The 23,957-nt window shown below is 73.2% G+C and carries 18 protein-coding genes; 11 read left to right on the forward strand and 7 right to left on the reverse strand.

The features are described from left to right. Nucleotides 1-45 precede the first annotated feature (45 nt). The 3 genes from ACIP98_RS14090 to ACIP98_RS14100 are packed head-to-tail and all read left to right on the forward strand — an operon-like array spanning nt 46 to nt 2,955. Nucleotides 46-1,041 carry a FecCD family ABC transporter permease gene (locus tag ACIP98_RS14090; protein WP_401975969.1) on the forward strand — a complete coding sequence of 332 codons (996 nt, stop codon included), beginning with the start codon at nt 46-48 and terminating at the stop codon, nt 1,039-1,041. A 2-nt stretch (nt 1,042-1,043) separates the two neighbouring features. Further along, nucleotides 1,044-2,105, forward strand: coding sequence for an iron chelate uptake ABC transporter family permease subunit (locus ACIP98_RS14095; protein ID WP_319657650.1), 1,062 nt, complete (start codon nt 1,044-1,046; stop codon nt 2,103-2,105). A gap of 4 nt (nt 2,106-2,109) precedes the next feature. Continuing rightward, nucleotides 2,110-2,955 (forward strand): ABC transporter ATP-binding protein, encoded by an 846-nt coding sequence (locus tag ACIP98_RS14100; protein WP_319657649.1) that lies wholly within the window; start codon nt 2,110-2,112, stop codon nt 2,953-2,955. 586 nt (nt 2,956-3,541) lie between these two features. Here ACIP98_RS14100 and argB read toward each other — a convergent pair. Together argB and ACIP98_RS14110 are read right to left on the reverse strand one after the other, a co-directional pair. Continuing rightward, a complete protein-coding gene (argB, locus tag ACIP98_RS14105; RefSeq protein ID WP_401975862.1) occupies nt 3,542-4,552 on the reverse strand; it encodes an acetylglutamate kinase in 1,011 nt (336 codons plus the stop codon). Then, the gene (locus ACIP98_RS14110) at nt 4,549-5,496 is read right to left on the reverse strand and encodes a methionyl-tRNA formyltransferase (protein ID WP_319657647.1); all 948 of its coding nucleotides are present in this window, start codon (nt 5,494-5,496) and stop codon (nt 4,549-4,551) included. Before ACIP98_RS14110 ends, argB begins: the two co-directional genes overlap by 4 nt. Nucleotides 5,497-5,549: 53 nt before the next feature. Here ACIP98_RS14110 and ACIP98_RS14115 point away from each other — a divergent pair, with 53 nt between their 5' ends. Then, entirely contained in the window at nt 5,550-6,926 is a 1,377-nt protein-coding gene (locus ACIP98_RS14115) for a lysine N(6)-hydroxylase/L-ornithine N(5)-oxygenase family protein (protein WP_401975864.1), read from the forward strand. 76 nt (nt 6,927-7,002) lie between these two features. Here ACIP98_RS14115 and ACIP98_RS14120 read toward each other — a convergent pair whose 3' ends face one another. Continuing rightward, nucleotides 7,003-9,138, reverse strand: coding sequence for a SpoIIE family protein phosphatase (locus tag ACIP98_RS14120; RefSeq protein WP_401975867.1), 2,136 nt, complete (start codon nt 9,136-9,138; stop codon nt 7,003-7,005). A gap of 282 nt (nt 9,139-9,420) precedes the next feature. On the opposite strand from ACIP98_RS14120, the gene ACIP98_RS14125 reads away from it, so the two are divergent. Beyond that, the gene (locus ACIP98_RS14125; RefSeq protein ID WP_319657645.1) at nt 9,421-9,759 is read left to right on the forward strand and encodes a hypothetical protein; all 339 of its coding nucleotides are present in this window, start codon (nt 9,421-9,423) and stop codon (nt 9,757-9,759) included. Between the two features lie 131 nt (nt 9,760-9,890). Continuing rightward, on the forward strand, nt 9,891-10,310 hold the full coding sequence (locus ACIP98_RS14130; RefSeq protein WP_319657644.1) for a PPOX class F420-dependent oxidoreductase: 420 nt from the start codon (nt 9,891-9,893) through the stop codon (nt 10,308-10,310). A gap of 58 nt (nt 10,311-10,368) precedes the next feature. On the opposite strand, the gene ACIP98_RS14135 is transcribed toward ACIP98_RS14130, so the two are convergent. After that, nucleotides 10,369-11,226 carry an LLM class flavin-dependent oxidoreductase gene (locus ACIP98_RS14135; RefSeq protein WP_401975870.1) on the reverse strand — a complete coding sequence of 286 codons (858 nt, stop codon included), beginning with the start codon at nt 11,224-11,226 and terminating at the stop codon, nt 10,369-10,371. A gap of 420 nt (nt 11,227-11,646) precedes the next feature. On the opposite strand from ACIP98_RS14135, the gene ACIP98_RS14140 reads away from it, so the two are divergent. Then, a complete protein-coding gene (locus ACIP98_RS14140; protein ID WP_401975873.1) occupies nt 11,647-12,579 on the forward strand; it encodes a helix-turn-helix domain-containing protein in 933 nt (310 codons plus the stop codon). A gap of 108 nt (nt 12,580-12,687) precedes the next feature. On the opposite strand, the gene ACIP98_RS14145 is transcribed toward ACIP98_RS14140, so the two are convergent. Next, nucleotides 12,688-15,405, reverse strand: coding sequence for a PQQ-binding-like beta-propeller repeat protein (locus tag ACIP98_RS14145; protein ID WP_401975875.1), 2,718 nt, complete (start codon nt 15,403-15,405; stop codon nt 12,688-12,690). A gap of 410 nt (nt 15,406-15,815) precedes the next feature. On the opposite strand from ACIP98_RS14145, the gene ACIP98_RS14150 reads away from it, so the two are divergent. After that, entirely contained in the window at nt 15,816-16,283 is a 468-nt protein-coding gene (locus ACIP98_RS14150) for an SRPBCC domain-containing protein (RefSeq protein WP_401975878.1), read from the forward strand. Nucleotides 16,284-16,320: 37 nt separating this feature from the next. Here ACIP98_RS14150 and ACIP98_RS14155 read toward each other — a convergent pair whose 3' ends face one another. Together ACIP98_RS14155 and ACIP98_RS14160 are read right to left on the reverse strand one after the other, a co-directional pair. Further along, on the reverse strand, nt 16,321-17,109 hold the full coding sequence (locus ACIP98_RS14155) for a DUF4232 domain-containing protein (RefSeq protein WP_401975881.1): 789 nt from the start codon (nt 17,107-17,109) through the stop codon (nt 16,321-16,323). A 134-nt stretch (nt 17,110-17,243) separates the two neighbouring features. After that, the gene (locus ACIP98_RS14160) at nt 17,244-18,641 is read right to left on the reverse strand and encodes a serine/threonine-protein kinase (protein ID WP_401975883.1); all 1,398 of its coding nucleotides are present in this window, start codon (nt 18,639-18,641) and stop codon (nt 17,244-17,246) included. A 9-nt stretch (nt 18,642-18,650) separates the two neighbouring features. Between ACIP98_RS14160 and ACIP98_RS14165 the strand changes: the two genes are divergently transcribed. The 3 genes from ACIP98_RS14165 (at nt 18,651) to ACIP98_RS14175 (ending at nt 23,919) form a co-directional block, all read left to right on the forward strand. Continuing rightward, nucleotides 18,651-19,238 carry an RNA polymerase sigma factor gene (locus ACIP98_RS14165; RefSeq protein WP_401975886.1) on the forward strand — a complete coding sequence of 196 codons (588 nt, stop codon included), beginning with the start codon at nt 18,651-18,653 and terminating at the stop codon, nt 19,236-19,238. Between the two features lie 204 nt (nt 19,239-19,442). Further along, nucleotides 19,443-23,195, forward strand: coding sequence for a kelch repeat-containing protein (locus ACIP98_RS14170; RefSeq protein ID WP_319657636.1), 3,753 nt, complete (start codon nt 19,443-19,445; stop codon nt 23,193-23,195). A gap of 172 nt (nt 23,196-23,367) precedes the next feature. Next, complete coding sequence (locus ACIP98_RS14175) at nt 23,368-23,919, forward strand: TIGR00730 family Rossman fold protein (protein ID WP_401975972.1); 552 nt, start codon at nt 23,368-23,370, stop codon at nt 23,917-23,919. Nucleotides 23,920-23,957 lie beyond the last annotated feature (38 nt).

Raw genomic sequence — 23,957 nt, forward strand, 5'->3', positions numbered from 1 at the left:
TGTGGAGCCTGGCCGGTGACCGCGCGCAGAGGACTGCGTCCCGTCCTGCTCGTCGTCCTGCTCGTCGCCGTACTGACCGGGCTGTGCCTGCTGTCGATCGGACTCGGGGCCGTGGACATCCCGCCGGACCAGGTGGTCCGGTCACTGTTCGGCCACCCCCCGAGCCGGCTTGTCGACAACATCGTCTGGACGGTCCGCGTCCCGCGCACCGTTCTCGGCCTGACCGCGGGCGCCGCGCTCGGCCTGTCCGGCGCGCTCATGCAGGCCCTCACCCGCAACCCGCTCGCCGACCCCGGAATCCTCGGCGTCAGCGCCGGCGCGTCCTTCGGGATCGTCGTCGCCATCGCCCTGTTCGGCGCCGGATCGCTGTACGGCCACATCTGGTTCGCCTTCGCGGGCGCCCTCGCCACCAGTGTCCTGGTCTTCCTGCTCGGCAGGACGGGACGGTCCGGCGCGACCCCGGTGAAGCTGGCCCTGGCCGGAGTGGCCGTCACCTTCCTGCTGTTCTCGCTCACCAACGCGATCGTCCTCACCGACCCCGACGCCCTGGACCGCTACCGCTTCTGGTCCGCCGGCACCCTCGCCGACCAGGACGGGGGCGTCGTCCGTGCCATCGTGCCGTTCCTGGTGATCGGGGCGGTGCTCGCGCTCGCCGCCGCCCCCGCGCTCAACAGCCTGGCGCTCGGCGACGACGTCGCGGCCTCCCTCGGCCGCAGGCTCGGCCTGGTGAGACTTCAGGGCCTCACCGCCGTCATGCTGCTGACCGGCGCCGCGGTCGCGGTGATCGGCCCAGTGGTCTTCCTCGGCCTGGTGGTGCCGCATGTCGCCCGGGTGCTCGCCCAGTACGCGGGCGTCGGCCCCGACCACCGCTGGCTGCTGCCGCTTTCGGCCGCGCTCGCGCCGGTCCTGCTGCTCACCGCCGACATCCTCGGCCGGGTCGTGGCACGGCCCACCGAGATCCAGGCCGGGGTGCTCGTCGCCTTCATCGGCGGCCCGTTCTTCATCGCCCTGGTCCGCCGGCGCAAACTCGCGGAGGTCTGAACGTGACCGCCCTCGCCCTCCTCCGGGGCCGCAGGCCCTACCGGCTCACGGCCCCGCCGGTCTCCGGCGTGCTGCGGCCCCGGCTCGTCGTCCTGTGCGCCGCCCTGGCCGTCGCGGTGTTCCTGCTCTTCTGCTGGGGGGTTTCCCTCGGTGACTACCCGATCGGGCTCGGCGACGTCGTCGAGGCCCTCACCGGCGCCGGCGACCCCGGAACGGTCCTGGTCGTCCGGGAGTTGCGGCTGCCGCGCGCGCTGACCGGGCTGCTCGTCGGCATCGCCTTCGGCATCTCCGGTGCGCTGTACCAGACCATGACCCGCAATCCGCTGGCCAGCCCCGACATGATCGGCCTCACCGAGGGGGCCGGCACCGCCGTGGTGGCCGGCATCGTGCTCGGCTGGGACGGCGGGCTCGGCACGCAGGGCCTCGGTCTGCTGGGCGCGCTGGTGACCGCGCTGCTGGTGTACGCGCTGGCCTGGAAGGGCGGTGCCACCGGGTACCGCATCATCCTCGTCGGCATCGGCGTCTCCTGGATCTGCACCAGTGCCACCGACTACCTCGTCGCCCGCGGCGAGCGGTTCGAGGCCCAGGCCGCCCTCGGCTGGCTGGTCGGCAACCTCAACGGCCGCACGTGGGACCAGGTCGACCTGCTCGCCGTCGCGACGGCCGTCCTCGTGCCGCTCGCCCTCGGCATGGGCCGCTGGATGCGCACCCTCCAACTCGGCGACGACGTCGCCGCGGGACTCGGCACCCCCGTGCAGCCGGTGCGGCTCGCCCTGCTGCTCGTCGGCGTCGGGCTGATCGCCTTCGGCACCGCCGCGGCGGGCCCGGTCGCGTTCGTCGCGCTGGCCGCCCCGCAGATCGCCCAGCGGATGGCCGGCACGGCGTGGCCGCCCCTGGTCGCCTCCGGGCTGACCGGAGCCCTGGTCGTGCTGGGCTCCGACCTCATCGCGCGTGAAGCGATCCCCGGCACGGAACTCCCGGTCGGGATCGTCACCGGCGTCATCGGCGCGCCGGTCCTGCTCTGGCTGCTCATCCGCGCCAACCGCGCGGGCTCAGGAGGCTGAACACATGGCGACCACCGACTCCGCCCCGGCCCCGGCCGCGCAGCCCGAACTGCGGGCCCGCGGGCTGCACCTGGCCTACGATCAGCGGCTCGTCGTCGAGGACCTCGACCTCGTCGTACCCTCCGGCCGCATCACCGCGATCGTCGGGGCCAACGCCTGCGGCAAGTCCACCCTGCTGCGTGCCCTGGCACGCCTGCTGGCCCCCCGCCAGGGCACCGTGGAACTCGACGGCCGCGCGCTGCGCTCGCTGCCCACCCGCGAACTGGCCCAGCGCCTCGGCATCCTGCCGCAGACTCCGGTCGCGCCCGAGGGGCTGACCGTCTTCGACCTGGTCAGCCGCGGCCGTTCACCCCACCAGAACTGGTGGCGGCAGTGGTCGAAGGCGGACGAACTCGCCGTCCACGAGGCCCTGGCGGCGACCCGCATGGCCGACCTGGCCGACCGTGCGGTCGACGAGCTGTCCGGCGGCCAGCGCCAGCGCGCCTGGATCGCCATGGCCGTTGCCCAGGGGACCCCCGTGCTGCTCCTGGACGAGCCCACCACCTACCTCGACCTGGCCCACCAGATCGACGTCCTCGACCTCATCACGGACCTCAACCGCCGTGAGGGCCGCACCGTGGTCATGGTCCTGCACGACCTCAACCAGGCCTGCCGGTACGCCGACCACGTCATCGCCATGAAGTCCGGGCGGATCGCCGCCGAGGGGCCGCCGGCCGAGGTGGTCACCGCCGCCACGGTCGAGGACGTCTTCGACCTGCGCTGCCGGATCACGACCGACCCGGTGAGCGGGACCCCGCTGGTGATCCCCATGGGAAGGCACCACGACGCGGTCCGCGTCGCCGCGGAGTGACCCGGCGACCGACGGTGCGGCTACGGGGTTCGCGCCGGGTTCGGAGCCGTCCATGCCTGCCTGCGACGTGGTCGCCCCGCAGAAACGGTCCCGGCCCGGCAGAAGCCGAGTCGGCAGGCAGCGGAGAGCACGCGTCCCCACTCGTCGATCACCGGGGGCGCCGACCTCCTTCGTGCACGTGACGTTCGCCGAAGAGCCGGAGGACGGCGTCTTCACGGACGCGGCTCCCTCGCATCCCCTGCTGATCGAGGCGACCGCACGGGCAGCCACGCGGACACGGAAGTGACCCAGCCGGCCGAGGACGTTCCCGAGTCCCACCTCCTGGTGGTCGTCGAGGCCGGCCCGGCCCGGTTCGCCGCCGAGGGAGGTCGCATCCTCCCCGAGCCGGGAGACGAGGGCGACGGGATCGCAGAGGCCGGCCGGCTGACCGGCGGTCGGCATCGGTGCCCGAGTGGCTCGCCGACGGCGCCTCCGCCCGGCGGCCGGTGCCGCATCCGGAAGGGCAGCCGCCGGGGCGGACGGTCGCGGTCGACCGCGGTCCGGCCGCCCCGGCGCAGCCGTGAGGTCAGCGTGCTCGGCCCGGTCGTCACATGGGCGCCGGCCGCCCGGAGGGCCGGCCCCGCGGTTCCCCCGGCTGCCGCCGGGAGGTGTCCCCAGGCGCGGTGGATCGCCAGGCGGAGTGCCGTGCCGGGCGCCGCGGGGTGGGGGCACCTCCCAGGGAAGGTGACGGCGGGCCCTGGTCCGGCAGGACGGTCGTCCCGCCGGTCCCGCGGTCGCCGACCAGCGCCCGCAGCAGGGCGTGCGGGGCGCGGCCGTCCAGGACCCGGGCGGAGCGGACGCCCGCCCGCACCGCCCGCAGGCAGCTCTCCATCTTCGGCACCATGCCGCCGCCGAGCGCGGGCAGCATCGACTCCAACTCGGCCGCGGTGAGCCGGTCCAGGACCCGTTCCCGCCGCGGCCAGTCCGCGTACAGCCCCGGCACGTCCGTGAGGACGACCAGGGCCTCGGCGTCGAGCGCGGCGGCCAGCGCCCCGGCCGCCGCGTCCGCGTTGACGTTGTAGACCTGGCCGTCCGCGCCCCTGCCGAGCGAGGACACCACGGGGATGTGGCCGTGGTCCAGGAGCACGTCCACGGCCGCCGTGTTGACCTCCGTCACCTCGCCGACCAGGCCGATGTCGACGTTCTCGCCGTCGACGTCCGCGTAGCGCCGCACCGCGGTCAGCGTGTGCGCGTCCTCGCCGGTGAGACCGACCGCGTACGGGCCGTGCTCGTTGAGCAGCCCGACGAGGTCGCGCTGCACCTTTCCGGCCAGGACCATCCGCACGACGTCCAGGACCTCGGGGGTGGTGACCCGCAGCCCGCCCACGAAGCGTGCCTCGATGCCCGCCAGGTCCAGTTGGGCGCTGATCTGCGGCCCGCCGCCGTGCACCACCACGACCCGCACCCCGGTCCGCCGCAGGCGGACGACGTCCTGCGCGACGGTGCGCAGCGGGGTGTCCTCGCCCATGGCGTTGCCGCCGACCTTCACGACGACCGTGCGCCCCCGGAGGCCGCGGAGCCCCGCGTGCGGACCGGGGCCCGCGAGAGCCGTCGTCACGGACGGGACGTCAGGTAGCCGCCCATGGAGCGGAACCAGTCGCCGGCCGGGTGTTCGGTCCCGTCGTCGGTGCGGACCGTGCGGACCAGCAGTCCCGGGCGGTGCCCGCCGCGCGCGTCCGCGCCGGCGACGACCACGACCCCGTCACCCTCCCGGATGAAGACACGGCCGGGCGTCCCGCCGTAGCGGGCCCGGGAGACGGCCGCGGACACGATCCTGATGCGCTCGCCGCGGTGGTACGTGAAGGCGTTCGGGTACGGGTCCGACTGGGCCCGTACCAGGCGTTCCAGGTCCTCGGCCGGCCAGTTCCAGTCGATCCGGCCGTCCTCGACCGACCGCTTGTGGAAGAAGCTCGCGCGGGAGCGGTCCTGCGGCTGCCACTGGGCGGTGCCGGACGCTATCAGGTCCAGGGACTCGCGCACGAGCGGGGAGATCATGTCCACGGTGCGGTGGAAGAGGTCGGTGGCGGTGTCCCGCGGGCCCACCGGTGTCGAGCGCTGCAACAGGATGTCGCCGGCGTCCAGTTCGGCGTCCATCCGGTGCGCGGTGACGCCGACGCGGTCCTCGCCGTTGATGAGCGCCCAGATGATCGGGGAGAAGCCCGCGTAGGCGGGGAGCAGCGAGTCGTGCACGTTGAGCGTGCCGTGCGGCGGCAGGTCGAAGATCTCCGGCGGCAGCCAGGTGCGCCAGTTGTTGGCGACGATGATGTCCGGCGCCGCGGCCCGGACCGCCTCCAGCAGTTCGGGGTCGTCCGGACGGTTGCGGAGCAGCACGGGCACGCCGTGCTTCTCGGCCAGTTCGGCCACCGAGTCGTCCCAGATCTTCTCGTACGCGTGCTCGCTCCTGGGGTGGGTCACGACGAGGACGACCTCGTGATCCGACTCCAGCAAGGCCTGCAGCGTCCGGTGTCCCCAGGTCTGATAGCCGAACATGACGACCCGCATGTGTCTCCCCTTCGACGGAGCAATATTGCAAGGTTAGCCTTACCTTATCTATTATGTGGCGCGCTGAGGGAGGCGATGCAACGGTGACACCACCGCGCAGTGAGCCGGACATCATCCACGACGTCCTGGGAATCGGTTTCGGGCCGTCAAATCTGGCTCTGGCCATAGCCATCGAGGAGTACAACGCCCAACGTCCCGCTTCCGAGCGGATCGAGGCCGGCTTCCTGGAACGGCAGCCCCGCTTCGGATGGCACCGCGGCATGCTGATCGACGACGCGACGATGCAGGTGTCCTTCCTCAAGGACCTGGTCACCATGCGGAACCCGACGAGTGACTTCAGCTTCCTGTGCTACCTGCGCGAGCAGGGCAGGCTGGTCGACTTCCTGAACCAGAAGACGCTCTTCCCGCTCCGGGTGGAGTTCCACGAGTACTTCGAGTGGGCCGCCGCACGCCTGGCCCACCTGGTCGACTACTCCTCCGAGGTGCTGTCGATCACGCCGGTCCGCGGTGACGACGGCGGGATCGACCACCTCGACGTGGTGTGCCAGGACCCCCGGGAACCCGGGCGCACCGTCATCCACCGGGCCCGCAACATCAGCGTGGCCGTCGGCCTCGAACCGCACCTGCCCCCGGGAACCGAGCTGTCCGAGCGGATCTGGCACAACAGCCAGTTGCTGCCCCGCGTCGCCGGACTCGCCGCGAGCGGGGAGCCGGTGCGACGCGCCGTCGTCCTCGGCGCCGGCCAGAGCGCCGCCGAGGCGGTCGACTACCTGCACCGCACCTTCCCCGACGCGGAGGTCTGCGCGGTCTTCGCCAAGTACGGTTACACGCCCGCCGACGACAGCCCCTTCGCCAACCGGATCTTCGACCCCGAGGCGGTCGACGTCTACTACGACGCCCCCTCCGAGGTGAAGCAGTCGCTCTTCGACTACCACCGCAGTACCAACTACTCGGTGGTCGACATGGACCTCATCGAGGCCCTGTACGCGACCTCCTACCGCGAGAAGGTCCAGGGCCGCGAACGGCTCCGCTTCCTGAACGTCTCCCGCATCCGCGCGGTCGACGTGCTCGACGACCGCCTCGACATCAGCGTGGAGTTCCTGCCGACGGGGGAGCGCAGCACCCTGCCTGCCGACATCCTCGTCCACGCCACCGGCTACCGGTCCAAGGACATCTCCGTCCTCCTCGGCGAGTCGGCGAAGATCTGCCTGCGCGACGACGGCGACGCCGTCCGGGTCGGCCGGGACCACCGCGTCGAGGTCGCGCCCGAGGTCACCGCGGGGATCTACCTGCAGGGCGGCACCGAGCACACGCACGGGCTGGCCTCGACCCTGCTGTCCACCACGGCCGTTCGGGCCGGCGAGATCCTGGACTCGCTGGTCGCCCGCCGCCGCCGCGGCGCCGTGCCGGCCGGACGGCACGGCGGCTGACCGCGCCGTCCGGGAGAGCCGGCAGGACCCGGGCAGCGCCCCGGCGCCGGGACACCGGGCTCCGTGGCACCGCCGTTCAGCCGTCCCGGTGCGGGTGGATGAGCAGCAGGGCGACGTCGTCACTGCGGGCGGTGGACTGCTCCGCCCGCCGGACGAGCGTGTCCGCGAGGAGCTCGATGCCCCGGCCGGCGGCGTCCCCCGCGTCCGCCAGCCGGTCGCCGAGCGCGGCGATGGCCTGCCCGAGGTCCACGCCGGGCGACTCCACCAGGCCGTCGGTGTACAGCGCCAGCACCGCCCCGGGCGGCAACGGGATCTCGGTGGACGGGTATTCGGCCGCCGGGTCGATGCCGAGCAGCAGTCCCGGCGGCAGGTCGAGCACCTCGGTCCGGCCGCAGGGGTGGCGCAGCAGCGGGGGCAGGTGGCCCGCCGTCGCCAGGCGCGCCCGGTGCCGGACCAGGTCCAGGTGGACGTACAGGCAACTGGTGAACAGTCCGGAGTCCAGATCGGTCAGGACCCGGTTGGTGCGGGCCAGGACCTCGCCGGGCGGCGCCCCCGCCGTGGCGTGGACGGCGGTGCGGACCTGCCCCATCAGCACCGCGGCGTTCACGTTGTGGCCCTGGACGTCGCCGATCGCCGCGGCGGCGCAGTGGCCCTCCAGGCGGATGAGGTCGTAGAAGTCGCCGCCGATCCCCATGCCGCGCCCGGCCGGCAGATAGCGCGCGGCGATGTCCAGCCCCGCGATCCGGGGCAGTACCTGAGGCAGCAGCCCGGCCTGCAGGGCGTGGGCGAGGCGGTCCTTGGAGTCGTAGAGGCGTGCGCGGTCCAGCGCCTGGGCGACCAGGCCGGCCACCGAGGTCAGCAGGGTCCGCTCCTCCACGGTGAAGGGACGGGGCCGGTCGTAGCCGAGCACCAGCGAGCCCACGGGGCGGCCGGACGTGATCAGCGGCAGGAAGGCCCATGCGCTCATGCGGTCGTCGATGTCCGCCGGCGGGTGTGCCTGCTTCAGCTCCGCCCAGTCGGCGAAGAAGGAGGCGATGCCGGTGGCCAGGACCCGCGCGGCGGGCGTGGACGAGGCCAGCGGCGCGCCGTCGAAGCGGTCCATCAACTCGGCGGGGTAGCCGCGGTAGCCCATGATCCGGAGCCTGCCCTCCTCCGCGGTCATCAGCGCGAGCGCCTGCGCCCCCAGGGCGGGCAGCAACTGGTCGGCGGTCTGCTCCACCACGTCCTGCACCCCGACGGCCTCGGTCAGCGTGGCGGCCAGGTGCATCAACTGGTAGAGCCCGGTGCCCCGTCCGGGCTCGGCCGGGGGCGCGGGCCGCAGCACGCCGGACGGGTCCGCGGCGTCGTCGGCGGGCACGATCCGGACGCTGACGCCCCAGCCGTCCGCGTACAGGTGGAAGGCCAGCCACCGGTCCGGTGGGCGCAGCGCCGTGAAGGACGTGGCCTGCCGGCTGATCAGCGCGCCGCGGTAGTGGCCCTCGACCGCCGCGGCGTCCAGCCACGGCAGCGCCTGCCAGAGCCGGGCGCCCAGCAGTTCGGGGACGCCGGCGCCGAGCAGTTCGGCGGCGGCTGTGGTGACGAAGGCGATGCGCCCGTCCACGTCCAGCGTGCAGCAGCCGCCGGGCAGCCGCTCGGCGAAGTCGGCCGCGGCCTGCGCCTCGGCGGGCCAGACCGTCCGCGGCCGCGGGGGCGGCAGCAGCCGCGGCCGGGCCCCGGCCCGTACCGGGTGGCCGTCCGCGGCGGCGTGGCGCAGCAGCGCGGTCAGGGAGTCGCAGGCGCGGTGCATCGCCTCGGTCTCGTGCGCGCTCAACCGCGGCGGGTGGGTGCCGGGCCACTGGAGGACCAGCCCGCCCCACGCGGTGGCGCCGGAGGCGATCGGGGCGGCCGCGAGCAGGAAGCGGTGCGGCAGGATCAGCGCGAGCCTCGGGTAATGACGTGCCAGTTCCTCCGGGCTGCCCAGCCACACCCCGCGCCGCTCGCGCACGGCGTCGGCCACCGGGGCACGGTCCGTCAGCGCGACCCTCGCCCACGGCGCCGCGATCCGCCAGGACAGCCCGGTGAGCGCCGCCAGGCGCAGCACGCACTCACCCTGCTCGAGCAGGTACACCGCGCCCACGGACGCCCGGGCCTCCCGTACGACCGCGATCAAGTCGGGGACGACCGCGTCCGGGCCGCGATCCGCGGACTCCCCGCAGCCATGCGCGGCCTCCACGTCGTCACCCGCTCCCGGCGGCGGGCAGGGGCATCAGCCGTACCCGGGGCGCCGCGTGCGGAGGCGCGGCGCGGCAGCACCGGCGGCCCCGCGAAGCGGAGTCCGGTCCTGAGGCGCCGCACCCCTCGCACCGGCCATGACTCACATTCGGACCTTATGTCCGCCCCGGGAGGACGGCACCCCGACGGGCCCACGGCGGTGCACCGCGCCGCACGGCGCTCCGACGCGTCGCGGAACACGCACATCCGACGGCCCGCGCCTTTCTGGCGTCATCATGCCCGAATGCGTACACGCACTGCGGCCACCGTCCTGGCCGCCGCCGCACTCCTTGCCGTCCCCGCGTGCGGCGACGACACCGCCGACCCCCCGCACCGCCTGGACGGGCCCGGCCAGCGGGCCTGCGACCTGTTCGCGCACGGCTACAAGGAGACCGGGACGGTCGACGCCCGGTCGAAGCTGGCCGCACGGGTGCGCGAGGCCGCGAAGACGTCCGCGGTCGAGTCGGTCCGGAACATGTCCGGCACCCTCGTCCAGGGCGCCACCAACGACGCGCAGACGTGGCAGATGGGCGCCGACGCCTTCGCCAAGGCCTGCCTGGACGAGGGCTGGACGGCCGGCTGACCGCCGTGGACGGGCCGGCGCCGCGGGTGCGCGCCCGCCCGGTGCGACACAGCGGCTGCCGAGCGGTGCGGCGGCCCGGCGTGTGGCACGGTGGGCGGACAGACCGGCGCATCACCGAAGAGGAGCCCCCCGTGTCCAAGCCACCGCTTCCCGAAGCCGCGATCGCCCTGCTGAGGAAGCCCAATCCGGCGGTGCTCGCGACGCTGCGTGCCGACGGCCAGCCGGTGTCCACCGCCACCTGGTACCTGTGGGACGAGGGCCGGATCCTGCTCAACATGGACGAGGGCCGCAAGCGGCTCGACCACCTCCGCAACGATCCCCGCGTCACGCTGACCGTGCTGGACAAGGACGACTGGTACACCCACGTCACGATCATCGGCCGCGTCGCCGAGTTGCTGGAGGACAAGGACCTGGCCGACATCGACCGGCTGGCCCGGCAGTACCTGGGCAAGCCCTACCCGATCCGGGACCGCCTGCGGTACAGCGCCCTGGTCGAGATCGACCGCTGGCACGGCTGGGGCGCCCAGAAGGACAACGACCAGATCGGCTGACCGCCGCCCACCGGGGTCCGCCCTGCAGCGGGCCCCGGTGCGCGGGGGCCCCGGCCGTTCAGAGCACGGAGTCCGCGAGGCGCGCGATCTCGTCCGGATCGGCCACGGTGGGGTTGAGGACCAGCTCGTCAGCGCCGATGTCGGCGAAGGCCCGCACAGCCGCCCTGACCGCGTCGGCCCCGCAACTGACGCCCGCGGTGATCGCCGAGGCCATCTCCTCGCCCCCGGACCGGTAGTAGTCCCGCACATGGGCGCGTCCCGCCTCCGGGTCCCCGAGTACGAAGTACGCGAGGGCCACGAGCCGGGGCGAGCCCGCGCGGCCGGCCTCCCGCCAGGCCTTCCTGACCGCCTCGAACGCGGGGGCCACCACCGCGGGCGCCATCGAGGCGCCGATGAAGCCGTCGGCGATCAGTGCGGCCCGCCGGTACGCCTTCGGGGTGAGGCCGCCGAGCAGGACCGGGATGTCCCCGCGCGTGCCTGCGGGCACGAGGGGGTTGGCGGCCCCCGGTGGCGTCCCGCCGCGCCAGATCCTGCGGTACTCCTCGATGTCGCGCTCCATGCGCGCGGCCCGGCCGTGCGCGCCGGGGCCCTCGGCGAGGAAGTCGTCGAGCCGGCCGCCGAGGCCGAGCCCGAGCGTGAACCTGCCGCCCGAGACGCCGTCGATGCCGGCGACCTCCTTGGCCAGCAGGTCCGGGGGCCAGACCGGACCGATCAGGATGGTGCTGATGAGCTCGATCGTGCCGGTCGCCCCGGCGGCCGCGGCCAGGGCGACGGTGTCCATGACGCCCGGATAGCTGATCCGGCCCACCGATCCGAGGGAGGCGAAGCCCGCCTGCTCGGCACGCGCGGCCCAGGCGGGCACCAGGTCGGGCGGCACGTCGCGCACGTGGTTGGGCAGCCCGATGCCGATCTTCATGTGCGATCCCTCCAGGGTGCGGTGCGAGGCCGTACGGCACATTGCGGCACGCCGGGCCCCGCCGCGACCGGGGAGCGGCCGGGCGAGTGAGGGCGGGGAGCCGCGCGGGCCGGCGAGCGAAGGACCGTGCGCCCGCGGGTCAGCCGCTTCGGGGCACCGAATTCGACCGGACACCGGCGTCTGCCCCGTGTCGCGGCCGAACGTGCCGCAGCCGCCCGCTGCGCGGGGAGGCTGTCCGAAAACAGCCTCCACGAGGCGTGAACAGTTCGTCGTCCGTAATTCGAGGCACGGGATGACAGGGGCGTGGACGCCGCTGTCTTCCCGGTTCGTCATCGCGGACAGGCGGTCGGATAGAATTTCGACGTGAATATGTCAGGCACCTCGTGCGTCGACCCGCCGTCTCATTCCAGTTCACCTCGAATGCGCATCGAGGTCGCCCTGACGGATGCGCGGCGCGACGAATTGCTGAGACAGCGCTGGCGGATCCTGAACGACGCCCGACCTTGGCATGTGCACTCGTTGCGAGTCCCCAAGCAGTACACGACAGGCCATTACCGGTGCTGGGTGGAATCCTCCGCGATCGGAGATATCGCGGTCAGCGAACAATACGGCGACGCTGTGGAAGGCGTCATAGGAATGAAACGAGCCACGGAGCGCCGCACGGTGGTTCACATCATGAACAGCGGCGGACTGAGCCTGACCGAGGCGGGCCGTACCGTTCACGTCCCACCGGGCACGCTGTGCGTACGGGACGCGCAGGTCCCCCGGGAGTTCGCCTACCGGCCCGGTTCACGGGCGCGCGTGCTGCTGCTGCCGTCCGAAGCACTGGCCGACACCGGGCTCGATCAGTTGCCGTCACTCACGCTCATCTCCCAGAACGCCCCCGAGGCGCGGCTGCTGACGGGGCAGCTGCATCTGATCCGCCGGACCCGGGGTGACTTGAGTCCGGCGGGCGTCCGGGCCGCCCAGCAGTCCGTACTGCAATTGCTGGCCGGCGCCATCATGGCCCGTGGGGTTTCCGCCGACTCGGCCTTCCGGCCCTCGCTCCGCGCGGCTGCCCGCGACTGCGTCGAAGCCCGCCTTCTGGACCCTCACCTGTCTCCCGCCGAGATAGCGAGGACCCTGTCCGTCTCCGTGCGCACATTGCACCGGGCGTTCACCGAGGCGGACGAATCCCTGATGGCCTATGTGCGACGCCGCCGTTTGGAGCGCGCACGCGAGGAACTCGTCGCCATGGACGGGAGGTACACCGTCTCGGCGGTGGCGGCTCGCTGGCACTTCGCCGATGTGAGTCACTTCAGCCGCTCCTTCAAGCGCCAGTTCGGCGAGAATCCGAGTTCGTTCGCTCAGTAGTGGGGCGAAGGAGCGGTGCCTCCCGCTCCGGGACGCGGGCGGACGCCCGCCGCGTCCTGCCCGGATCAGTCATCGGCAGGACGCGGCGCGCGGTGGGCCCAGGTGGTTCTAGTGGGCCGACACCGGGGTGGTGACGTTGCTGTAGTTGTTGGCGCCGGCGGCGTCGGCCGCCGTGACCGGGCCGTGCGTCCAGATGCCGAGGACGTTGTTGGAGATGGTGTTTCCGGTGATCTGGACGGACATCGGGTCCACCGTGCTCACAAGGAGACCCGTGGTCCGCAGGTCGTCGGTGGCGCCGGTGTCGGTGTCGCCGACAATGTTGTTGGTGCCGATCTGGTTGGTGCTGACGACGTTGCCGCCGAGGTCCTGCCCGGACGCGGTGCCGTGCACGGTCACGGCCGCCCAGCCGTTGCCGGTCATGACGTTGCTCTGCACGGTGTTGCCGTAGACCCCGCCGCCGGCCACGGCCGACGCGAGGGTGACCCCGCCTCCGCCCGCCTCAAGTCCGTTGTCGAAGACGTTGTTGCCGGTGATGGTGTTGCCGAAGACGCCTGCGGCGCCGGGGGCGCGGACACCTCCGGGAGCCGCCGAGCCGTTGCGGGAGACCAGGGTGAAGCCTGATCCCGACGCGTTGCCGTGCACGGAGTTGCCGCTGAACGTGCTGCCCGACGCGGGACCGGTCTCGTCGCTGATGACGATCCCGGAGCCATTGCCGCTGACGGTGCTCGCCAGCACGGTGGCGTTGGAGCTGCCGAGCAGGTGGATGCCTCCGCCGCAGTCGCCGGGCTCACCGGCCGTCCCCTGGCACAGGGCGTAGGAGTTGGCGACGGCGTTCGGGCCCGTGCCGGTGTTGTTGCCCGAGACGATGGTGTTCGCGATGGTCGCGTTCTTCACACTGTTGACGAGGATTCCCTCACCGACGGCGTTCTTCACCGTGAACCCGGTCACCGTGACGTCGGGCGCGCTGATCTCGATGCCGTTGATCAGGCCGGTGGCGTCGATGGTGACGTTCGAACGGGCTTCGAGGGCGAGCGGTTTGGTGACCGCGACGTCCTCGTGGAACGTGCCGTTGCAGACGACGACCCGGCCGCCGGCGGCCACCGCCTTGACAGCCGTGTTGATCGAGTTGAAGGCGGGAGTGCTGCAACTGGTGTCCGCCGCGGAGGCGACGGCGGTCGGCGAGACGTAGACCGTCTGCGGAAGGGTCTGCGGCAGGGAGAACGCGTAGAGCTTGTTGTTGTCACCCTTGGCCGGGAAGAACGGGCCCATGTTCTGGGTGTGGTAGCCGGAGCCCCAGTACACCGAGCCGTCCACGATCGACGCGCCGCCGAGGACCGCGCCCCCGCTGGGGAAGCCCCACTTGACGGCGCCGGTGGCGGCGTCGAGGGCGTACATGTTGGTGCCGGTCGGATTCGTGGATCCGCCGTAGACGACGCCGTTCGCGCTGGACACGAAGGACATGGGGGACGCCGAGCCGGGTGTCGCGGTCTCCCACAGGATGTTTCCGGTGGCCGGGTCGAGGGCGGCCCAGAAGCCGCCCGTGGTGGTCGACTTCTCCCCGGTCGCGGACGTCAGGGTGACGGACAGGTGATTGGTGTTGGTGTTGGCGACGTATATGCGCTTGCCGTCGGCCGCCGAGCCCCACTGGAGGCCGCCGAGGTTGCCGCCGGGGCCGACCGCCGTTGCCCAGACGATCTTTCCGGTGGCCGGGTCGAGCGTCCAGTAGACGCCGCTCTTCTGGCCGATGCCGAGCAGGTCGGTGGCCTTGCCGTTGACCGTGGCGGTGAAGAGGTTGGGCGCGGAGCCGAAGTCGAAGTCGTCACCGAACCGCTGGCCGACCGTCCAGGTGTCGGCGGTCAGGGTCTTGGTGGCCCAGGCGATCTCGCCGGTGTGCAGGTCGAAGGCGACGATGGAGTCCTGGTAGTTGTCGGCCGCCCCGGGATCGCAGTCGGTCTCGTCGGGGGAGGTGCAGACGCCGGACGGTACGGTGTAGTTGTTGCCGGTTCCGACGTACACCAGCCCGGTCTTCTCGTCGACCACCGGGTTGCTGCCCCACACGGCACCGCCGGTGTAGCCCTGGGGCACCACGTAGGTCTTCCACAGCTTCTCGCCGGTGACGGCGTCCAGGGCGACGACACTGCCGCGGAACGTGTACGGCGGAGCGAATTTCTCGGCCTTGGACGACACGCCGACGTAGACGACACCGTCGGCCACGACGGGCGACGACGTCACGATGGCGGCCGGGTCCGCGTCGACCTGGGTCTTCCAGAGCCTGGTGCCGGTCAGGGCGTCGACACCGAAGAGGAACGCGCCGTCCGTGCTGTTGCCGCGCTGCTCGCCCGAGCCCGTGACGAGCTCGCCCTTCCAGTACGCGGGGCTGAGCCGCGAGATGTCGCCGGCGATCCCGGTGTACTCGCTGATCTGGTGGCTCCAGATCTTCTGACCGGTCGTCGCCTGCACCTTGTAGAGGTTGCCTGCCCAGTCCGGCGCGTACACGTAGCCGCCCACCACGGTCGGCGTCGCCGAGACGCTGTCCCCTGTGGTGAAGGTCCACTTGGGCTTCAGGCCGGCCACGTTGCCCGTGCCGACGGCACGCTCGGCGGCCGCGTTGTGGGTGTCGCCGAGGTCGCCTCCCGCGTACGGCCAGTCGGCCGCGGCGGCCGTCGGCGCGACCGGGGCCGTGGTGGCCGTGGCGACCGCGGACGGTGCGGAGGCCGCCGTCGCGGCGGTGGCGGGCAGGGCCAGCGTGAGTCCCGCCATCACCATCCCGGCCACACGAGCACGCACCCGCTTTCGCCGTGCGGCGGGCATGCGGGGTATGGACATGAAGAAGCACCTCCCGATCCTTGCTGATCTTGCGACCGAGAGCATAAGGACGCCCTGCGGGACCGGAAGGCCGCCTTCCGGGCACGGAACACGGCCTTCGGCGCACCGGAAAGCGGGACGGGTGGGGGTCTGCCTCCCGAAGGGCCTCGCTGACGGTTCGTCGGTTCGGTGCCGGGCTCTTCCTCGCTGACCAGGGATTCTGTTCCGGTGACCCCATCGATCGTGAGTCGCGACGCGGTACGCGGCCGAGGCGCGTGGCGGCATCCATGGTCCCCCCGGGCTCCTGCCGAGCGTGGCACGGAAGTTCATGTGTCTGGCACTGTCCTTCCAGTGCGCCGGCAGCGGCCCGGCACGCCCCTCGCCCCGATGGGACGCGCGCTCCGGCCGGACCGGCCTCTAGGGTGGCCCGCATGTACTCCACACAGGTCTCGCGCCGCGTGCGGGCGACCCCCGCCGCCGTGTACCGGGTGCTCCTCGACCCGCGGGCGGTGGCACGGTGGCGCGTCCCGGACGGTATGAGCGGTCACGTCCACGCCTTCGAGGCCCGCGAGGGCGGCCGATTCCGGGTGTCCCTCGTGTACGACGGGCAACAGGCCGAGGGGAAGTCCGACGCGCACACGGACACCTACCACGGGTACTTCGCGCGCCTGGTCCCGGACGAACTGGTCGTCGAGGTCGTCGAGTTCGAGTCCGACGACGCCGCACTGCGCGGCACGATGACGATGACGACGTCGCTCACCGCGGTGGACGGCGGGACCGACGTCGTCGTCGTGCACGAGGGCATCCCCGACGTCGTGCCCCGCGAGGACAACGAGACGGGTACGCGGATGGCCCTGGACCACCTCGCCCGGCTGGTCGAGGGCGCCGGGGGAGAGTGACGGGGGCCGCCGGGCCGTCGTGCGCGGCCCGGCGGGATCAGGCGCCCGTGCCCGCCTGGAGGGGGCCGAGCCGCGGCACCGAGGCCTTGCCGGTGTTGGAGACCTTGCCGCCGTTCCACGGCACGCGCAGGGACGTGCGTTCGTCCGGCGGCGTGACGAGTACGGCCGCCGGGACCACGGTGGTCACCCCGGTGATGTCCGGGTTGCTGAACGACATCGGCGACCAGGCGCTCGCGCCCGGCGCCAGGGTGACCCGCTGCTTCGGCAGGCCGGTGTTCCGCTCGGGGTCCACCGTCACCTGCTGTCCCGCGCCGTTGACGAACGCCAGGCCCGGGAACCCGTAGACGGTGCAGGTGCGGGAGGACCGGTTGGTGAGGACCACCGGGAAGTTCTCCTGGCCCGCGCCCGGGTCGTTCGGGCCGATGGAGGCGCGCAGGTCCGCGGTGTGGCAGCGGCCGGTGCCGGCCGCTGTCGCCCCAGTGCCGCCGCTGCCGCCGTTCGCGGTGGCCGTCGTGCCGGTCGTACCGGTCGTGCCGGTGGGGCCGGTTGCGGTGGAGGTGGTGGTGCCCGGCGCCGCGGCGGAGGACGTGTCCGCCGGGGCGGAGTCCGTCGCATCGCCGCTCGCCGGGCTCGCCGAGCCGGGGAGCGTCTGCGGGGCGCTCACGTTGCCGCTGCCGCCGCCCTTCCCGCAACCGGTCAGGATCGCCGTCGCGAGGGCCGCGCCCAGGAGGACGGGGACACCGGCCCGGCGTGCGCGGCGGCCGGGGAGCGCCGGCCGGCCTCGATGGTGCTGCGCCGGGGATACGTCGTGGTGCTGGTTCGCCACGTCTTTTCCTCTTTCCGTCCTGTGGTGCGGCCGCGACGCCTCGCGCGGTCGGCGGGCCTCGGAGTGGAGGGCGACCCTCCTCATAGTGGGATGCCACCGGCCCGGCAGAAGTTCACGGTCTTTCCGGGTGATGATCAGGAATCGACGTCGAGGCCGCCGAGGACGGTGTCGGTCATGTCGGCACCACCGTCCTGCCTGACCTGGACGTACACCTGGGGCTGGGCTGCGCCGTCACGACCCAGGCTGATCTCGTCGATCGACCCCCCGGCGGTGCCGCACCCGGTCCAGTGCCGGACCCGGCCGCGCCACCTGGTGCCGTGGTAACCGCGGGACTCCTGGCGGCGGCAGAGGTCGTGCCGGATGGCGCCGACGCGGCCGGCGAGGTCGCCGTGCTCGCTCAGTCCGACGAAGACGCCGTCGACCCGCGCCTCCAGGTCCGGCCAGCGGGAGGCGTCCGCGGCGATGACGAGCCCGGGCTCCTGGGCACCGGGCAGCCCCAGCGCCTTCGGGCTCCACCCGCCCCCGACCAGTTCGCGGCTCCACGACGCGGGCACCGTCACCGTGATACGCCCGGTGGCGTCGCTCACCGCGACCGTCGCCGGGGTCCGCGGCGGAGCGGTACGGGTGGCGAGCAGGCCCGCGCCGGTCGCCGCTGCCGCCAGCACGGCGCACAGCGCGAGCACCGAAGTGCGCCGGCGCTCCCTGAGCCGCCGCAGTGCCCCGCCGGCGACGGGACGGCCATGACGTGCGGCCAGTGCCTCCAGTTCGGCCGCGAAGCGCCCGGCGTCCGGCCAGCGCTTCCTGCGGTCGGTCCGCAGAGCGCGCAGCACCGCCCGCCGCACCTCGGCCGGCAGGCCCGGGCGGAGCCGGTCGGGCCGGGTGATCCGCCCCGCAGGGCCGGGCACCGTCCCGGTCAGCAGGTGGTAGAGGACGGCCCCGAGCCCGTAGACGTCGGCCCGCACGTCCACGCCCCCGCCGGGGGTCGCCTGCTCCGGCGCCATGTAGCCGGCCGACCCGGCGACCATCGTCAGGCCCGACGCCTGGGCGAGCGCCTTGGCCAGACCCAGATCGGCCACCAGGACACGCTGCGTGCCGTCCCGTGCGGTGCCGATCAGGACGTTGGACGGCTTGATGTCCCGGTGCACCACGCCTGCCTCGTGCAGGGCCGCCACACCGCGGGCGGCCTCCGCGGTCAGCCGCAGCGCGTCGTGGAGGGGGAGCGGGCCGTCGGCCAGCAGATCCTCCAGTGTGCCCCGGTCCGCGTACTCCATCACGAAATAGGGGCGTTCATCGGGAAGTTCGCCCATGTCGAAGACCTGCACCAGGCGGCTGGAGGCGGCCTTGCGCAGCAGCCGGGCCTCGGCGAGGAAGCGCTCGCGCAGATCCAGGCGGTACGCCCAGTTCTCCGCCATCACCTTGACCGCGACGGGGGCTTCCAGGGTGTCGTCGTGCGCGAGCCACACCATCGCGAACGCCCCTGCTCCGAGCGGCCGCACAAGCCGATAACGGCCGATCTGATCAAGTGGGGGCATAGGCATATCATGCACCGGGCGCCCACCGACCCGAGGAGGACCCCCGTGACGTCCGACCAGGGGACAGAGGAACTCGCGGCGCGCGCGGCGGCCGGCGACTCCGCGGCCCTGGACCTGCTGCTCGGGCGGATCCGGCCGGAGGTGCTGCGGCGATGCGGCCGCTTCCTGGTGCACCGGGAGGACGCCGAGGAGGCGGCACAGGACGTCCTGTTCCAAGTCGCCCGAAAGATCGGCACCTTCGAGGGCCGCAGCCGGTTCCACACCTGGCTCTACACGGTGGTCGCCAACTGCTGCCGGCAGAAGTACCGCGAACTCAAGCGCCGGCGGGGTGAGCAGTCGCTGTCCGCGACGGACACCGACACGCCCGATCCGCGCCGGACGAGCGTGATCGCCGGCACGCGCATCGACCTGCTGGAGGCGCTGGAGCGCCTGGAGAGCGTCAGTCCGGAGCTCGTCGCGCCGCTGGTGTACCGCGACATCTGTCAGATGGAGTACCGGGAGATCGAGGAGCAGCTCGGCATCCCCATGGGCACGGTGAAGTCCCGCCTGCACAACGCGCGGCGCCAGGTGCGGGGCTGGCTGGTGGACCCCGGCTGAGCGGGTCCGGCGGCGTCCGGAGAGAAATTCCCGAAGAAACTTCGAGAGTTCCGCGAACTTTTCCGGTCCGCCGCGCAACTCATTGATCCAGGGGCGGTGTCTGCCGCCGCACAGGATGTTCACAGGAGTTGTGATTTGTCCATATTGAACTGGATTGCGCCACGACGGGGGAGACGGTCGCCCCTCCGCGCGGGGACGGCGGGCGTGGCGGTGCTCGCCGCGCTCACTGCGCTGGGCGCCGCGGGACCGGCTCCGGCGGCCGCCGCGGACACCGCCCTTCCGGCCCCGAAGGCGTCCGCCCGTACCCAGCCGGGCCATGTCGAGCCGCTCTGCGGACCGGCAAAACCCCATGAATTCACCTGTTTCGGCCTGCGGCGCACCGACGTCCCGGCGCGGAAGGGGTTCCGGACGGCCGGACAGGCCCCCGCCGGCTTCGGGCCGGCCGATCTGCTCAGCGCCTACGCCCTGCCCGCGAACGGCGGCGCGGGACGCACGATCGCCATCGTCGACGCCTACGACAACCCCAGCGCCGAGGCCGACCTGGCCGTCTACCGCGCCCAGTACGGCCTGCCCGCCTGCACCACCGCCAACGGCTGCTTCACCAAGGCCGACCAGCGCGGCGGCACCGCCTACCCCGACCCCGATCCGGGCTGGGCCACCGAGATCTCCCTCGACCTCGACATGGTCTCCGCGATCGCCCCGAACGCCCGCATCGTGCTGGTCGAGGCCGACACGCCGACCAGCGACGACCTCGGCGCCGCCGTGGACCAGGCCGTGGCGCTCGGTGCGCAGTACGTCTCCAACTCCTACGGTTCCAACTACGCCTTCTACCCGGAGGACCCGGCCGAGTCCGCCCTGGACGTCCACTACGACCACCCGGGCGTCGCGATGATCGCCTCGTCCGGCGACTCCCGCTACGGCGTCGCCTACCCCGCGGCCTCCCCGTACGTCACGGCCGTCGGCGGCACTTCACTCACCAAGGACGCCGGTACGTCCCGCGGCTGGACCGAGTCGGTGTGGGACCACGACGGCGGCGGCACCGGCTCCGGCTGCTCCCTCCACGAGCCCAAGCCCGCCTTCCAGCAGGACACCGGATGCGCCGGGCGCACCGTCGCCGACGTCTCGGCCGTGGCCGACCCCGCCACGGGTGTCGCGGTGTACGACAGCTACGGCTCCGGCGGCTGGGGCGTGGCCGGCGGTACCAGCGCCTCAGCCCCGATCATCGCCGGTGTGTACGCGAACGCCGGCGCCCCGGTCGCCGGTACCCACCCCAACGTCTACCCGTACGCCGCGGGCGGCCTGAACGACGTCACCGAGGGCGGCAACGGCCGCTGCGCGCCCGCCTACCTGTGCACCGCCGGCCCCGGCTACGACGGCCCCACCGGCCTCGGCACCCCGAACGGCCTGGACGCCTTCCGCATGGGGCCGCACGGCACGCTCTCCGGCACCGTCACCGACCGGTCCTCGCACGCACCCGTCGCCGCGGCGACGGTGAGCACGGGCCTGTTCTCCACGACCACGGACAGCGCGGGCCACTACACCCTCGCGCTGCCCGTCGGCCGCCACGAACTCGCCGTCACCGCCTACGGCTATGCGCCGGGCACGGCCACGTGGGTCGACGTCGCCGACGGCACCGCGGCGACCCGGGACCTCGCGCTGCGCAAGCTCGCCACCCACCGTGTGTCGGGCACCGTGACCGACGCCTCCGGGCACGGCTGGCCGCTGCACGCGAAGATCACCGTCGACGGCGTTCCGGGCGCCCCCGTGTGGTCCGACGCGGCCACCGGCGCCTACCGGCTCGACCTGCCCGAGAACCACACGTACACCCTGCACGTGGTCGGCGACGACCCCGACTACCTGTCCCTGACCCGCACGGTGGACGTGCGCCGGACGGACCTGAAGATGGGGCTGGGGCTGCCCGCCGACACCTGGGCCACCGGCAATCCGGCGTACCGGCTGCGTGTGGACACCCTGGGCACCGAGCCTTTCGACTCCACGTCCGGCGCGCCCAAGGGCTGGAGCGTGACCGACCTCGCGGGCACCGGGCACGGCTGGTCGTTCGACGACCCGGGCGGCCGGGGCAACACCACCGGCGGCTCGGGAGGGTTCGCCGTCGCGGACAACGACCACGCCGGCTGGGACGTGGCCATGGACACCGTACTGACCGGCCCGGTCTGGGACTTCGGCCGCGCCGGCGACCCGGAACTGGCCTTCAGCACCGACTACGAGGGTTCCGCCGAGCAGAGCGGTGACGTCGAGGTCACCGCCGACGGCGGCAGGAACTGGACCACGGTGTGGCACCAGGACCAGGGGTGGGGCAGCGGACGGGTGGAGATCCCGCTGACCGAGTGGGCCGGCGAGCGCGCGGTGCAGGTGCGCTTCCACTTCACCGGTCCCGGCCAGCTGTGGGCCGTCGACGACGTGACGGTCGCCGAGCGCGTCCTGACCCCGGTCCGGGGCGGGATGCTCACCGGTCTCGTCACCGACGCCAACACCCGGCGCGGGCTGATCGGCGCCCAGGTGCGGTCCGGTTCCGGCGACGGCCCGGTGGCTCCCACCCTGGCCACCGCGGGCGACCCGCGGGTCGGCGACGGCCTGTACCGCCTGTTCGTCCCCGGCAACGGCAACCACAAGGTGGCCGCCGGCAAGCCCTCCTACAGCACGGCCTCCCGTACGGTCGCGGTTCCCGCCGACCGGACGTCGCAGGCCTCGTTCGCGCTGAAGGCGGGGCGCCTGTCCACACACGTCACGGGCATCGACGCGACCACGAGGCCCGGCGGCAAGGTCACCCGGAAGGTCACCGTCCGCAACACGGGCACCGCTCCGCTCACGCTCCGGCTCGGCGAGCGCACCGGCACCGGACCGGACTCCGCCGCTCCCGGCACCGGCTGGCGCTCCCTGCCGGACCTGCCGGTCGCGGTGATGGACAACGCGGTGGAGAGCCACGCCGGACGGCTGTACTCCGCACTGGGCACCGGTGACGGCGACACCCCGACCGGCGACCTCTACGTCCTCGACCCCGCGGCGGGCACCTGGAACCGCGGCGCGAGCGCGCCCGAACCCCGCCAGGCCACCGCGCACGGCTTCATCGGCGACCGCCTGTGGACCGTGGGCGGCTGGGGACCCGGCGAGCAGGTCAGCGCGACCACCCAGGTCTACGACGCGGCGCGGAACACGTGGTCGAAGGGCCCGGACATTCCCGAGGGCCGCTACGGCGCCGCGGGGGCCGTGCTCGGCGGCCGCCTCTACGTCGTCGGCGGATGCACCGACACCGACTGCTCCAGCACCGTGTCCGTGCTGGACCCGGCCACCGGCACGTGGTCCCGGGCGGCCGACTACCCGCGGACCGTCAGCTGGGAGTCGTGCGGCGCGATCAACGGCAAGCTGTACTGCGCCGGAGGCATCCACGAGTACGTCGAGACGGGCGACGCCTACGTCTACGACCCCGCCTCCGACAGCTGGCAGCCCGTCGCCGCCATGCCCACGGGCCTGGCGACCGCGTCGTACGCCGCGGCCAACGGACGGCTCCTGGTCTCCGGCGGCTTCAAGCGGGTCGGCGTCAACCGCGTCCTCACCCCTGAGGGTTACGCCTACGACCCGGGCACCGACACCTGGACCCGGCTGCCGGACGCCCCCACCGCGCTCTACCGCGGCGGCGGGGCCCCGGGGATGTACCAGGTCGGCGGCAGCAACCAGAGCCGCTTCCCGGTCCCGGTGGCCACCGCCCGGCAGCTGCCGGGCTGGGACCAGACGGAGACCGACGTGTCCTGGCTGTCGGAGAACCCCGGGCGCCTGACGCTGCGCCCGGGCGCGAGCGCGACGTTCACGGTCACGCTCGACGCCCGCGGCCTCCGGACTCCGGGCGACTGGACGGCGTCGGTGATCCTGCGCACCGGCACGCCGTACTGGGTCCCGCCGATCCCGGTCGCCCTGCACGTCAGGAAGTCCGGCCACTGACGCGGTCGTCCCGCGGCACCGGGCCCCTCGGGCAGGTCACCCGACCTGCCCGAGGGGCCCCGCCGTTCCGGGGTGGGCGAATTGGTCCGGTCCTCCGTCGCGGAAATGGACCGCATCGGCGCGCCGCCGCGCCCGTACGGTCGGCACCATGACGTCGACCGTTCCCCCCGCCCTGAACATCTGTGTCTTCCTGTCCGCCGCCGACCTCGACGAGCGATGGACCCGGCCGGCCCGTGAGTTCGCTGAACTGCTCGGCAGGGGCGGCCACACGCTGGTGTGGGGAGGGTCCGACACCGGGCTGATGAAGGCCGTCGCCGACGCGGTGCGCGAGTCCGGGGGCCGGCTCGTCGGGATCTCGGTCGGCCTCCTCCGCCCGTGGGCCAGGAAGGACGCCGACGAGATGGTGATCGCCGCGGATCTCGCCGAACGGAAGGCGCTGCTGCTCGCCCGGTCGGACGCGGTGGTGGTGCTGCCCGGCGGCCTGGGAACGCTGGACGAGGTGTCCGAGGTCCTGGAGCTGAGGAAGCACGGACTGCACGGCAAGCCGGTGGTCCTGCTGAACACGGGCGGCTTCTACGACGGGCTGACCCTCCAGCTGCGGCGGATGGAGGAGGAGGGGTTCCTGCCGATGCCCCTGGCCGAGCTGGTCCTGCTCACCGACGACGCCGCCGGCGCGCTCGCCCACCTGGAACGCCTCGGCGCCGGGCTCCGGGCCGTGGCGTGACCTGCCGGCCCACGCCGGTGGACGCGGAGCCCGCATAC

The organism is Streptomyces sp. NPDC088354 (genome assembly GCF_044753585.1).
Lineage (GTDB): Bacteria > Actinomycetota > Actinomycetes > Streptomycetales > Streptomycetaceae > Actinacidiphila.

Bases quoted from the DNA above. Each gene is read 5' to 3' on its own strand.
- ACIP98_RS14100 (WP_319657649.1), top strand. From the start codon at position 2,110: ATGGCGACCACCGACTCCGCCCCGGCCCCGGCCGCGCAGCCCGAACTG.
- ACIP98_RS14110 (WP_319657647.1), bottom strand. From the start codon at position 5,496: ATGCGGGTCGTCATGTTCGGCTATCAGACCTGGGGACACCGGACGCTG.
- ACIP98_RS14115 (WP_401975864.1), top strand. From the start codon at position 5,550: ATGTGGCGCGCTGAGGGAGGCGATGCAACGGTGACACCACCGCGCAGT.
- ACIP98_RS14125 (WP_319657645.1), top strand. From the start codon at position 9,421: ATGCGTACACGCACTGCGGCCACCGTCCTGGCCGCCGCCGCACTCCTT.
- ACIP98_RS14135 (WP_401975870.1), bottom strand. From the start codon at position 11,226: ATGAAGATCGGCATCGGGCTGCCCAACCACGTGCGCGACGTGCCGCCC.
- ACIP98_RS14140 (WP_401975873.1), top strand. From the start codon at position 11,647: ATGCGCATCGAGGTCGCCCTGACGGATGCGCGGCGCGACGAATTGCTG.
- ACIP98_RS14145 (WP_401975875.1), bottom strand. From the start codon at position 15,405: ATGTCCATACCCCGCATGCCCGCCGCACGGCGAAAGCGGGTGCGTGCT.
- ACIP98_RS14150 (WP_401975878.1), top strand. From the start codon at position 15,816: ATGTACTCCACACAGGTCTCGCGCCGCGTGCGGGCGACCCCCGCCGCC.
- ACIP98_RS14160 (WP_401975883.1), bottom strand. From the start codon at position 18,641: ATGCCCCCACTTGATCAGATCGGCCGTTATCGGCTTGTGCGGCCGCTC.
- ACIP98_RS14165 (WP_401975886.1), top strand. From the start codon at position 18,651: ATGCACCGGGCGCCCACCGACCCGAGGAGGACCCCCGTGACGTCCGAC.